This window comes from Salinimonas lutimaris, from assembly GCF_005222225.1.
In the GTDB taxonomy this organism is placed as follows: domain Bacteria; phylum Pseudomonadota; class Gammaproteobacteria; order Enterobacterales; family Alteromonadaceae; genus Alteromonas; species Alteromonas lutimaris.
In genome coordinates, this window is the sequence record NZ_CP036536.1 from 1,492,914 (window position 1) to 1,506,093 (window position 13,180).

Here is a 13,180-nt window from a genome sequence, read left to right on the forward strand (position 1 = left end):
CGAAGTAATATACGCATCCCGCTTGAGGCAAGCGCTAGACGCGAATCAGGCAATGTTCTTTAACAATATATAACAAGACAATCTGTGTGGGCACTCGTTAAGAGTGTCAACCGACGATTCATATATAGTTTTTCGATTTTAATTGAAGAGTTTGATCATGGCTCAGATTGAACGCTGGCGGCAGGCCTAACACATGCAAGTCGAGCGGTAACAGGGTGTGCTTGCACATCGCTGACGAGCGGCGGACGGGTGAGTAATGCTTGGGAACTTGCCTTGGCGAGGGGGATAACCACTGGAAACGGTGGCTAATACCGCATAATGTTCTTCGGAACCAAAGGGGGCTTAGGCTCCCGCGCTTAGAGAGGCCCAAGTGAGATTAGCTAGTTGGTAAGGTAAAGGCTTACCAAGGCAACGATCTCTAGCTGTTCTGAGAGGAAGATCAGCCACACTGGGACTGAGACACGGCCCAGACTCCTACGGGAGGCAGCAGTGGGGAATATTGGACAATGGGGGCAACCCTGATCCAGCCATGCCGCGTGTGTGAAGAAGGCCTTCGGGTTGTAAAGCACTTTCAGTGGGGAGGAAGGCTAAGTAGTTAATACCTGCTTAGATTGACGTTACCCACAGAAGAAGCACCGGCTAACTCCGTGCCAGCAGCCGCGGTAATACGGAGGGTGCAAGCGTTAATCGGAATTACTGGGCGTAAAGCGCACGCAGGCGGTTTGTTAAGCTAGATGTGAAAGCCCCGGGCTCAACCTGGGACGGTCATTTAGAACTGGCAGACTAGAGTCTTGGAGAGGGGAGTGGAATTCCAGGTGTAGCGGTGAAATGCGTAGATATCTGGAGGAACATCAGTGGCGAAGGCGACTCCCTGGCCAAAGACTGACGCTCATGTGCGAAAGTGTGGGTAGCGAACAGGATTAGATACCCTGGTAGTCCACACCGTAAACGCTGTCTACTAGCTGTTTGCGACTTTAAGTTGTGAGTAGCGAAGCTAACGCGATAAGTAGACCGCCTGGGGAGTACGGCCGCAAGGTTAAAACTCAAATGAATTGACGGGGGCCCGCACAAGCGGTGGAGCATGTGGTTTAATTCGATGCAACGCGAAGAACCTTACCTACACTTGACATGCAGAGAACTTTCCAGAGATGGATTGGTGCCTTCGGGAACTCTGACACAGGTGCTGCATGGCTGTCGTCAGCTCGTGTCGTGAGATGTTGGGTTAAGTCCCGCAACGAGCGCAACCCTTGTCCTTAGTTGCCAGCATTTAGTTGGGCACTCTAAGGAGACTGCCGGTGACAAACCGGAGGAAGGTGGGGACGACGTCAAGTCATCATGGCCCTTACGTGTAGGGCTACACACGTGCTACAATGGTATTTACAGAGGGAAGCGAGACAGCGATGTGGAGCGGACCCCTTAAAGAATATCGTAGTCCGGATCGGAGTCTGCAACTCGACTCCGTGAAGTCGGAATCGCTAGTAATCGCAGGTCAGAATACTGCGGTGAATACGTTCCCGGGCCTTGTACACACCGCCCGTCACACCATGGGAGTGGGATGCAAAAGAAGTAGTTAGTTTAACCTTCGGGAGAACGATTACCACTTTGTGTTTCATGACTGGGGTGAAGTCGTAACAAGGTAACCGTAGGGGAACCTGCGGTTGGATCACCTCCTTACCAAAAGAATCGACTGACACACTTAATGCAGTGTTCACACAGATAGTCTTGTTATAAATGAGAACAAACCGCTTATGGGGCTATAGCTCAGCTGGGAGAGCGCCTGATTTGCATTCAGGAGGTCAGCAGTTCGATCCTGCTTAGCTCCACCATAGGCTTGTAGCTCAGCTGGTTAGAGCGCACCCCTGATAAGGGTGAGGTCGGCAGTTCAAGTCTGCCCAAGCCTACCATTTCTACTTGTTATTGTTAATTTGCTCGCTGCGATGCTCATGTGCGCTTTGCACACTGCGCTTCTCGCAAACAAATTACCTGCAACAAGCGAAATGGACATACCTATGTGTAGTGGTTTGAAACGGATTGAAATCCTAATGAATATTTACTGTTTACAGTAGGCATTGATTAGGGTTTTTTACCCTAAAGTGAAATGATTCGTCATTTTGCGTATGTTCTTTAACAATTTGGAAAGCTGATATTAGTAATCAATCAAAATTGAGTAACTGAGAATATCGAAAGATGTTCTTTCAAAAGCTACTCTATCTGATTCGAATTACTTGTTATCGATTTGATTGATAACAAGGATATTCACGATTAGCTTGTCATGCATACAACATCACCAAAGCCCGAAGTCAAAAGGCGGGCAGGTCAGGTTGTTATACTTATCTTAATAAGTGGTAACAGCCGATGATTTGGTTTTTGTGCAAGCGGACTGACGAGTGAGGGAAGGCGCATACATTGAGTATGTAACTGACTGAACGAGGAAAAACGCGCCGCACAGGAAGCAAAGCAGATGGCTGTTTTGGGTTGTATGGTTAAGTGACAAAGCGTATACGGTGGATGCCTTGGCAGTTAGAGGCGATGAAGGACGTGTAAGTCTGCGAAAAGCTGTGGTGAGCCGACAAAATGCATTTGAGCCACAGATGTCCGAATGGGGAAACCCACCTGTTTACAGGTATCGTTACATGAATACATAGTGTAACGAGGCAAACGAGGGGAACTGAAACATCTAAGTACCCTTAGGAAAAGAAATCAACCGAGATTCCCCTAGTAGCGGCGAGCGAACGGGGAGCAGCCCTTAAGCATTTTATAAGTTAGTGGAAGCCTCTGGGAAGTGGCGCGATACCGGGTGACAGCCCCGTACATGAAGACGAATTAAATGTGAAATCGAGTAGGTCGGGACACGTGTTATCTTGACTGAAAATGGGGGGACCATCCTCCAAGGCTAAATACTCCTAACTGACCGATAGTGAACCAGTACCGTGAGGGAAAGGCGAAAAGAACCCCTGTGAGGGGAGTGAAATAGAACCTGAAACCGTATACGTACAAGCAGTGGGAGCCACTTCGTGTGGTGACTGCGTACCTTTTGTATAATGGGTCAGCGACTTATATTTGGTAGCGAGGTTAAGTAAATAACGGAGCCGTAGCGAAAGCGAGTGTTAACTGCGCGTTGAGTTGCCAGGTATAGACCCGAAACCCGGTGATCTAGCCATGAGCAGGTTGAAGGTTGAGTAACATCAACTGGAGGACCGAACCCACTGACGTTGAAAAGTCAGGGGATGACTTGTGGCTGGGGGTGAAAGGCCAATCAAACCGGGAGATAGCTGGTTCTCCCCGAAATCTATTTAGGTAGAGCCTCGGACGAATTCCATTGGGGGTAGAGCACTGTTAAGGCTAGGGGGTCATCCCGACTTACCAACCCTTTGCAAACTCCGAATACCAATGAGAACTATCCGGGAGACACACGGCGGGTGCTAACGTCCGTCGTGGAGAGGGAAACAACCCAGACCGCCAGCTAAGGTCCCTAAATATTGCTAAGTGGGAAACGATGTGGGAAGGCATAGACAGCTAGGAGGTTGGCTTAGAAGCAGCCACCCTTTAAAGAAAGCGTAATAGCTCACTAGTCGAGTCGGCCTGCGCGGAAGATGTAACGGGGCTAAGCAATATACCGAAGCTGCGGCAGCATGTTTACATGCTGGGTAGGGGAGCGTTGTGTAAGTGGATGAAGGTGAACTGTAAGGTTTGCTGGACATATCACAAGTGCGAATGCTGACATGAGTAACGATAATGCGGGTGAAAAACCCGCACGCCGGAAGACCAAGGTTTCCTGTCCCATGCTAATCAGGGCAGGGTAAGTCGGCCCCTAAGGCGAGGCAGAAATGCGTAGTCGATGGGAAACGGGTTAATATTCCCGTACTTGTATAATCAGTGATGGAGGGACGGAGAAGGCTAAGCAAGCCTGGCGTTGGTAGTCCAGGTGAAAGTGAGTAGGCTGAAGAATCAGGAAAATCCGGTTCTTCAAGGTCGAGACACGAGACGAGCTCCCAAGGGAGTGAAGTTGTTGATGCCCTGCTTCCAGGAAAAGCTTCTAAACTTATGATTATATGAACCGTACCCCAAACCGACACAGGTGGTCAGGTAGAGAATACTAAGGCGCTTGAGAGAACTCGGGTGAAGGAACTCGGCAAAATAGTACCGTAACTTCGGGAGAAGGTACGCCCCTGAAGGTGAATGCTTTACGCAGTAAGCTTTTGGGGGTCGCAGTGACCAGGTGGCTGGGACTGTTTATTAAAAACACAGCACTCTGCAAACTCGAAAGAGGACGTATAGGGTGTGACACCTGCCCGGTGCCGGAAGGTTAATTGATGGGATTAGCGTAAGCGAAGTTCTTGATCGAAGCCCCGGTAAACGGCGGCCGTAACTATAACGGTCCTAAGGTAGCGAAATTCCTTGTCGGGTAAGTTCCGACCTGCACGAATGGTGTAACCATGGCCACGCTGTCTCCACCCGAGACTCAGTGAAATTGAAATCGCAGTGAAGATGCTGTGTACCCGCACCTAGACGGAAAGACCCCGTGAACCTTTACTACAGCTTGGCACTGAACATTGAACCTACTTGTGTAGGATAGGTGGGAGGCTTTGAAGTATGGACGCCAGTTCATACGGAGCCGACCTTGAAATACCACCCTGGTATGTTTGATGTTCTAACTTAGTCCCTTTATCGGGGATGAGGACAGTGTCTGGTGGGTAGTTTGACTGGGGCGGTCTCCTCCCAAATAGTAACGGAGGAGCACGAAGGTTAGCTAATCACGGTCGGACATCGTGAGGTTAGTGCAATGGCATAAGCTAGCTTAACTGCGAGACAGACACGTCGAGCAGGTACGAAAGTAGGTCATAGTGATCCGGTGGTTCTGTATGGAAGGGCCATCGCTCAACGGATAAAAGGTACTCCGGGGATAACAGGCTGATACCGCCCAAGAGTTCATATCGACGGCGGTGTTTGGCACCTCGATGTCGGCTCATCACATCCTGGGGCTGAAGTCGGTCCCAAGGGTATGGCTGTTCGCCATTTAAAGTGGTACGCGAGCTGGGTTTAGAACGTCGTGAGACAGTTCGGTCCCTATCTGGTGTGGGCGTTGGATGATTGATGGGAGCTGCTCCTAGTACGAGAGGACCGGAGTGGACGAACCGCTGGTGTTCGGGTTGTGATGCCAATCGCATTGCCCGGTAGCTACGTTCGGAACGGATAACCGCTGAAAGCATCTAAGCGGGAAGCCGGCCCAGAGATGAGTCATCCCTGACCTTTAAGGTCTGGAAGGGTTGTTGTAGACGACGACGTTGATAGGCAGGGTGTGGAAGCGTTGTAAGGCGTTAAGCTAACCTGTACTAATTGCCCGAAAGGCTTAACCATACAACCCAAAGCGGCCACAGGCTGTGAAGGTTGTAGTGACAAGCTAAACATATAGAGTAGTGTTACTCACTTTTGATTGAATATCAGTTTTTTCCAGATTGTACGTTATCGATGACACATCGGTAACCACCAGTTTTTGTCTGGCGGCCATAGCGATACGGTCCCACCTGATCCCATTCCGAACTCAGAAGTGAAACGTATTAGCGGCGATGGTAGTGTGGGGTTTCCCCATGTGAGAGTAGCACACCGCCAGACTCCTATTTAAACGAGAAAGCCCACTCATCTGAGTGGGCTTTTTTCGTTTATGCGCAGCACGCTGCGCTACATCATATGGAAACCCAACCCATCGGGGCTGTTCGGGTTTATGCCACTGCCTGATATCTTTTTTATCGATTCATCCGTGAAGCATAGTCCAGCTCGGCATCCATGCCTCGCGCGCTTCACTCTCGGCGTGCCACCGGCACCCCTCGTTCGCTACGCTCACCGTTCACCGCCCCCATGTGAGAGTCGTTCTCGTCACGAAGTGAACCGCCAGACTCCTCATTACGCGAGAAAGCCCACTCATTTGAGTGGGCTTTTTTCGTTTATGCGCAGCACGCTGCGCTACATCATATGAAAACCCAACCCATCGGGGCTGTTCGGGTTACTCATCACCGCCTGATATCTGTAGTATCTATTCATCCGTGAAGCATAGTCCGGCTCGGCATCCATGCCTCGCGCGCTTCACGCTCGGCGTGCCACCGGCACCCCTCGTTCGCTACGCTCACCGTTCACCGCCCCCATGTGAGAGTCGTATTATCAAAGAGTAATGAATTCCTTGTATACACACCAAATATACTGTCGACCCTGCGAAAGCAGAGATCTCCGACTCTCCGTCATCCCCGTGTAAACGGGGATCTCGTGAACAGCCTGGCTGATTCAAAACATCATCTTTGATAGGAAGCCAATGTCCCCAAGGAGATCCCGAATATCACTATGCGATTCCGGGACGACGGGTGTGGAAAGCATCATTTATTGGGGGGCTCCGACTCTCCGTCATCCCGTGCAAAGGGAATTTCCTTTATTCCGTCGCCCCTGCGAAAGCAGGGGTCTCGTGAACAGCCTGGTTGATGTAAAACATCCTCTTTGATAGGTAGCCATGCTCCCAAAAGAGATCCCGGATATCGCTTCGCGATTCCGGGACGACGAGAGGGAAAGCCATCATTTATTGGGGGTCCCCGACTTTCCGTCATCCCTGTGCAAAAGGGTATCTCTTTTATACCGTCGCCCCTGCGAAAGCAGGGGTCTCGTGAACAGCCTGACTGATGCAAAACTTCATCTTTGATAGGTAGCTAATGACCCCAGAGAGATCCCGGATATCGCTTTGCGATTCCGGGACGACGGGAGGGGAAGCCATCATTTATTTGAGCGGGGACATTCACAGAAGCCCCTGATACTACCTTCCGTCATCCCCGTGAAAACGGGGATCTCGTGAACAGCCTGGCTGATGCGAAACATCATCTTTGATAGGTAGCCATGTTCCATAACGCTCCCTGATACAACCTTCCGTCATCCCCGTGAAAACGGGGATCTCGTGAACAGCCTGGCTGATGTAAAACATCATTTTTTATAGGTAGCCATGTCCCAAGGAGCTCCCGGATATCGCTACGCGATTCCGGGACGACGGGAGGGGAAGCCATCATTTATTTGAGCGGGGACATTCACAGAAGCCCCTGATACTATCTTCCGTCATCCCCGTGAAAACGGGGATCTCGTGAACAGCCTGGCTGATTTAAAACATCATATTTGATAGGTAGTCATGTTCCCAAAGAGATCCCGGATATCGCTACGCGATTCCGGGACGACGGGGGCAAGCAAAACATCGTCCCCGTACAAAGGGAATATCCTATATACCGTCGCCCCTGCGAAAGCAGGGGTCTCGTAAACAGCCTGGCTGATTCAAAACATCCTCTTTTATAGGTAACCAATGTCCCCAAAGAGATCCCGGATATCGCTGTACGATTCCGGGACGACGGGACGGGAAGGCATCATTTATTTGAGCGGGGACATTCACAGAAGCCCCTGATACTACCTTCCGTCATCCCCGTGAAAACGGGGATCTCGTGAACAGTCTGGCTGATTCAAAACATCATCTTTGATAGGTAGCCATGTTCCATAACGCTCCCTGATACTACCTTCCGTCATCCCCGTGAAAACGGGGACCTCGTAAACAGTCTGGCTGATGCAAAACATCCTCTTTTATAGGTAGCCAATGTCCCCAAAGAGATCCCGGTTATCGCTGTGCGATTCCGTGACGACAGGAGGAAGTAAAACGTTATCTTTCAAAGTTAGCCATGTTACCAAAGAGATTTCGGATATCGCTGCCCGATTTATGAACGACGGGTGAGAAACATTCTGTCATGCCCGTGTGTACAGCGATCTGCTGGAACAGCCTTGCTGAGGAAAAATGGTATGAGGGTAAAGATACTAATCCAGCTTAAAGTTACACATGGTGTCAGACATAACCTGGTTGTTAGTGCTCATTTCCTGGGCCAGGCCTCGCAGACTGTTGGCAATGCTAAGCTCCTGTGTGGCAGCTTGCTGTACTTCTATAATATCTTGCGCAATCTGCGCTACTGTTAGTGACTGTTGTTCAGCTGCCGCTGACATGCTGTTAGCCATCTCCTCTACACTGGCAGCACCTTTTTTTACTTCGCTGGCTGTCGATTCACCGCTTTCCGTGATCGACAGGGCGGTGGTGGCTGCTTCGGTATTCTTATTTACATCATTTACCACCACATTACTGGCTTCTTGTAAACTGGCCAGTAAGGCGGATATACGGTCTGTTGACTCCCTGCTGCCCATGGCAAGTTTTCGAACTTCATCTGCCACAACGGCAAAACCACGGCCATGCTCTCCGGCGCGTGCTGCTTCAATCGCTGCATTCAGTGCCAGCAGGTTTGTCTGATCAGATAGTGTATTAATTTCCTCAAGGATATGACTGATTTGACTGACTTGTGTTTCCATTGCAGCTGCACTTTGCTGCACGGACTGCATATCACTTAGCAGTGCCTGCATGGTTTGGCGTATTTGATTATTTGCCATTTGAGCACTGTCAGCCATACCGTCCAGGCTTCTTGCTGCCTCTAAAGTACGCACTGCAGCCTGCGTAATTTCATTGCTGGTTACTGCCATTTCTTCCACCGCACTGGCAATGGCAATCGACTTTTGCTCAGTACTTTGCGAATCATCCACCAATTCAATACTGGCACTGTTTAGTTTTCCGCTAAGGTGACTACTGGCCTGAATGGAGGCTTTCAGTCCGCTGGTTAAAATACGCAGCCCCATAATGGTTTTATTGACCGCCTGAGAAACCTGCCCAAGTTCACTTTTGGAATTCAGCTGTACATTGTACGTAAGATCGCCCCTGTCACTGATTTGCTCAAGCCCGAAGGTTAGCAGATTCATCTGCGATTTAAGCTGATTCACCATTACCCAGAACATCAACAGGGTAATCAGGACTATCAGCAGCATCGAGCCGCTTAACCACCACATGGCGATGCTGGATTCCTTTTTAACCTGGCTCGCATCGGTGCTGATCGAATCCCATTGTAGGTCTACAATCTTTTTTACCTGACCAATCAATTGAGTGGCGGCAGCAAACCAGGTTTGAGAGTCAGGCAGTGTGGCAAAGTCAATATTGCTATCAAACTCGGCGGCGATGGCGTTTACCATCATCGCCGCATCGCTACCCATCGCTGTATTAAAAGCAACTAATTCAGGGCCAGTTAACTGACTGGCAATTTGCGCGCTCAGCATTTGTTTTCGGTTATTAAAGCCGGCTATTTCGGCCAGTGCGGTATCACTTACCTGCTGACTGGCTAGCGCTCCGTTGATTTTGCCCCGCAACTGACCCGTTCTTTCCTTGAGTTCTGCCAGCTTCAGCGCGATGGCAAGCTGATTACCTGCATCCTTGTTTTTTACATTGAATGTCAGACTCAATGCATTATCCAACGCCAGTTGATTGAGAGTACTATAAAAAGCAAACACCCCCGCGCCGTTCTGATTATCCACCTGTTGCCGCACCGATGGCTTGATTTCCAGTTGTTTGCGCAAAAGCCCCTGTGAGGTGCTGAAGCCTGCTAAGTCCGGGCGGGCGACTACATTTTGTAAATGAACAATTGCATTATCAGCCCGTTCCCGCTGAGCTCTAACCTTTTGCTGGTTTTCGCTAGTTGGGTTACCCAGAAAACCGGCAGTCAGGCCTCGTTCAATCGCATGGTGGTGGGCCACTTTTTCAAGCGCGTCGATAAGCACAATGAGTTGTGTATCCTGTGTAGCTTGCTGATTTTTCTGAATACTGGCTGTAATCAGTTTGTAGCCCAGAAAAACCATCAGGCTGCCCATAATCAGAGCAGTCAGGCCCATAAGCTGTATGAGTGAAAATTGTTTAACAATACGCAAAATACCCAGCTCCCTGCACAAAAACTCAACTACACATATTAACCCTAGTTAATCACCACAAAATTGCCTACATACTTTTGTCGTCTGACGCCGGACGGGCACTTACCAACGCAAAAAACATATATATGACAGCCATAGCACATAGCCCCATCACTGAAAAAATAAAGCCAGCTGAGTATGTCAACGGTTGCTGTACTTGCTTTTGGGTCACGACATTTTCCCAGTAGTAAGTTTTTGCCGGATTAAGGTTTTCTATATGGGCCGTAGCCATTCTGAACCACTGTTGCGGCTTTGGCAGACTAGACAGGTCATCACTGGCCAGCAGGTGTTCGGAAATAGCATCGATCTTCTGGGTGTATTTGTTATCAATCAGATGGCTGAACTGACGGGCTTCATGGTCTGATAACTGGGATTCAAGTTGTTTGCGCAGATATCCGGTTTGATAATGATACAGCCGCATCTGTAAACGTGATTCTTCGTTAATATTTCCTTCACTGAGAATGCCGTTGACCTTGCCTCTTAGCTGTCCGTAGCGCTCTTTAAGCTCAGAAATAATCAGAATCTTGGTCAGACTACTTTGAAAACTGGCGCTGCCAATCATATAGGACAACGCCTGTGAAGCATCCAGTGCATGCTGGTTCAGTGTGCTATAACGTAAAAAAGCGGAATTCATCACCTTGTTGTCTACATCATCGCGAATTGTCTTGAGGTGGCTCAGTTCACTCAGGTAATTGTCTACCTGTAATGGGACTGCTGTGCCCTCACGCCGCATCTTATCAGCAAGCATTTGCAAAGCCCCTGAGTCCGAGTCTGATTGCAGGCGCTGATTGTCTACTTTTTTCTTTATTATCGGGGTAGGGGTGGATGCGTATCCGGCGGTTAAGCCACGCTCTTTTGCAACCGACTCAGTTAGTGCATCAATATGCCGGAAAAGCTCAACATACTGCTGCATACGGGCTTGTACTTTCCTTCCCTGTAATTCTTCAGACCAGCGTTGAGCCAAAAGCAAAATGACGGTGCACGCAAAAATAATCCCTAAAATCGCTGCTATTTTTAACTGCCGTAAAGACATTGTCTTATCTTATTCCTGACAAATTAACTTATAGAAGTGTAGCAGTGATATAAAAAAACGATGAAAATCTGTCATCTTTTAATCACTTATATATTTTGTGTAAATTATTTAACAATTGATGAAATTACTAGCCGCACTGACAGGTCTTTTAAAGCAGGTGTAATAAACACCACAAACATCTCACGAGGAAACAATGATGAATAAAAGTAAAAATACTCTGTTAGCAACAACCCTGGGTGCCGTGGTTATCGGCTCATTATCTGCCGGTGCGGCAGTGGCACAAACCAATCCGTTTGGTATGCAGGAACTAGAGTCTGGCTACATGCAGTTTGCTGCTGAAGGCAAGTGTGGCGAGGGTAAGTGCGGCGGCGATAAAGCGACCAAAGAAGGCAAGTGTGGCGAGGGTAAATGCGGCGGCGACAAAGCGACCAAAGAAGGCAAGTGTGGCGAGGGTAAGTGCGGTGGCGACAAAGCGACCAAAGAAGGCAAGTGTGGCGAGGGTAAATGCGGCGGCGACAAAGCGACCAAAGAAGGCAAGTGTGGCGAGGGTAAATGCGGCGGTGACAAAGCGACCAAAGAAGGCAAGTGTGGCGAGGGCAAATGCGGCGGCGCGGCATAATGGTTAACCGACACTGCCTGTCACCGGGCAGTGTTGATTTCAGGAGATAATGATGGCTGGAGCAGGTTTAGGTTTACGCCGGGAAATGCTTGGTGAATTACTGCCTTCGCTACCCGCGGAGGTGGATTTCTGGGAAGTGGCGCCGGAAAACTGGATCCCGATGGGCGGACGATATCAACAACAGTTTGCCCAGTGTGTTAAACAGGCAACAGTCACGACACACGGTTTGTCGCTGTCAATCGGCAGCAGCGATCCGTTGGATCTCTCGTTAGTCAGGCAAATTAAGCAGTTTTTAGATCAGCATCAGATCACGTTGTATTCAGAGCATCTGAGCTACTGCTCGGCCAATGGCCATATGTATGATTTAATGCCCATCCCCTTCACCCCGGATGCGGTGACCCATGTTGTAAGCAGAATCCAGCAGGTACAGGACATTTTGCAGCGCCCGCTGGTACTGGAAAATACCTCTTACTATATTGCCCCGGCGCAAAAGATGTCTGAGCTGGATTTTACCTGTGAGGTCTTATCCCGGTCTGGATGCCAGTTATTGCTTGATGTGAATAACCTCTACGTCAATAGCATCAATCACAATTACGATGCTCACGCATTTTTACGCAGCTTGCCGTCAGATAAAATTGTTTATGGTCACATTGCAGGTCACTATGACGAAGCTGATGATTTAAAAGTAGACACCCACGGAGCCGATGTTATCGAGCCGGTATGGCAACTGTTGAAAGAGGCTTACCAGGTACACGGCGTGTTTCCGACTTTGCTGGAGCGCGATTTTAATATTCCCCCGCTGGCAGTGCTGCTTAAAGAAGTGGCCAGAATCAAGCAGATTCAGGCATCTGTGACTACTCATGCAAGGAGTGCCTGATGCAGGATTTCACCAAAGCACAGCAAGCATTTACTGACGCTGTCAGACACCCTGATAAAGCTCACTTTGCCAGCACGGATGAAGCCCGGCGAATGCAGATATATCAGTCGCTGTTATTTAATAATGTGAACACCTTTTTAGAAAACGGCTTTCCGGTACTACGTTCAGTAGTCAGCGATGAAGTCTGGCAACGGGCTGTTCAGTGTTTTTTTGCCGGACATGATTGCACCACGCCTTATTTTAGCCAGATTAGTCATGAGTTTCTGATTTATTTAAGTGGGCAGCCTGAGGTCCTATCGGCCTTGCCACCCTTTACTCTGGAACTGGCACACTATGAGTGGCTGGAGCTGGATGTCAGTATTCGTCAGCACGAACACCCAGCCTTTGTGTGGTCTGAGGCTGGCTTACCTGAGCAGCTCATCTGTTCGCCGCTGGCCGAACTGGTGTCTTATCAGTATCCGGTTCATCTCATCGGCCCGGATTATTTACCTGAAGCGGCATCCCCCACACCGCTTTACTACGTGGTATGGCGAAATAGCGACTTTGACGTTAAGTTTCTGCAGGTTAACGATACCACCGCCTTTCTTATTCAGAACTTGGCCCGGGCCCAGTCCCCAGAGGCCTTGTTAAACACGATGTTTGCCGCCATGCCGCAGTTGCCGCAGAACACGGTTACCGCCGGATTCGAGCAAACCCTGCATCAATTGCTGACCCGTCAGATAGTATGGGCAGTGGCATGAATTCATGTCATTGCCTGATGTCTTTTTAACCACTTCTTTGCTATTTTTACCCAGGTAGTCAAATAAACTAC

Annotated in this window: 5 protein-coding genes, 2 tRNA genes and 3 rRNA genes; 8 read left to right on the forward strand and 2 right to left on the reverse strand. The window is 49.3% G+C overall.

Translation table 11 applies throughout. The annotated features are described in order from the left end of the window. Window positions 1-139: 139 nt before the first annotated feature. From EZV72_RS06335 to rrf, 5 genes are all read left to right on the forward strand, one after another. Window positions 140-1,674, forward strand: a 16S ribosomal RNA gene (locus tag EZV72_RS06335). Between the two features lie 76 nt (window positions 1,675-1,750). Next, window positions 1,751-1,826: transfer RNA gene (locus EZV72_RS06340), tRNA-Ala, on the forward strand. Window position 1,827: 1 nt separating this feature from the next. Further along, window positions 1,828-1,904 (forward strand) — tRNA-Ile (locus EZV72_RS06345). 577 nt (window positions 1,905-2,481) lie between these two features. Next, window positions 2,482-5,358: ribosomal RNA gene (locus EZV72_RS06350) — 23S ribosomal RNA — on the forward strand. A gap of 139 nt (window positions 5,359-5,497) precedes the next feature. Then, window positions 5,498-5,613: ribosomal RNA gene (gene rrf / locus EZV72_RS06355) — 5S ribosomal RNA — on the forward strand. Together the 16S, 23S and 5S rRNA genes with 2 tRNA genes alongside form the textbook arrangement of a ribosomal RNA operon. Window positions 5,614-7,824: 2,211 nt before the next feature. Here the strand turns inward: rrf and EZV72_RS06360 are convergent. After that, window positions 7,825-9,801, reverse strand: a complete 1,977-nt coding sequence (locus EZV72_RS06360; protein ID WP_137166451.1) for a methyl-accepting chemotaxis protein — start codon at window positions 9,799-9,801, stop codon at window positions 7,825-7,827. A gap of 67 nt (window positions 9,802-9,868) precedes the next feature. Then, entirely contained in the window at window positions 9,869-10,753 is an 885-nt protein-coding gene (locus EZV72_RS06365; protein ID WP_175405059.1) for a nitrate- and nitrite sensing domain-containing protein, read from the reverse strand. 316 nt (window positions 10,754-11,069) lie between these two features. On the opposite strand from EZV72_RS06365, the gene EZV72_RS06370 reads away from it, so the two are divergent. The 3 genes from EZV72_RS06370 to EZV72_RS06380 are packed head-to-tail and all read left to right on the forward strand — an operon-like array spanning window position 11,070 to window position 13,109. Further along, window positions 11,070-11,492: an HvfA family oxazolone/thioamide-modified RiPP metallophore gene (locus tag EZV72_RS06370; RefSeq protein WP_137168678.1), complete on the forward strand. Its 423-nt coding sequence runs from the start codon at window positions 11,070-11,072 to the stop codon at window positions 11,490-11,492. 49 nt (window positions 11,493-11,541) lie between these two features. After that, the gene (locus EZV72_RS06375; RefSeq protein ID WP_137166453.1) at window positions 11,542-12,369 is read left to right on the forward strand and encodes an HvfB family MNIO-type RiPP peptide maturase; all 828 of its coding nucleotides are present in this window, start codon (window positions 11,542-11,544) and stop codon (window positions 12,367-12,369) included. Continuing rightward, window positions 12,369-13,109 (forward strand): HvfC family RiPP maturation protein, encoded by a 741-nt coding sequence (locus EZV72_RS06380; protein ID WP_137166454.1) that lies wholly within the window; start codon window positions 12,369-12,371, stop codon window positions 13,107-13,109. Before EZV72_RS06375 ends, EZV72_RS06380 begins: the two co-directional genes overlap by 1 nt. Window positions 13,110-13,180: the final 71 nt, after the last annotated feature.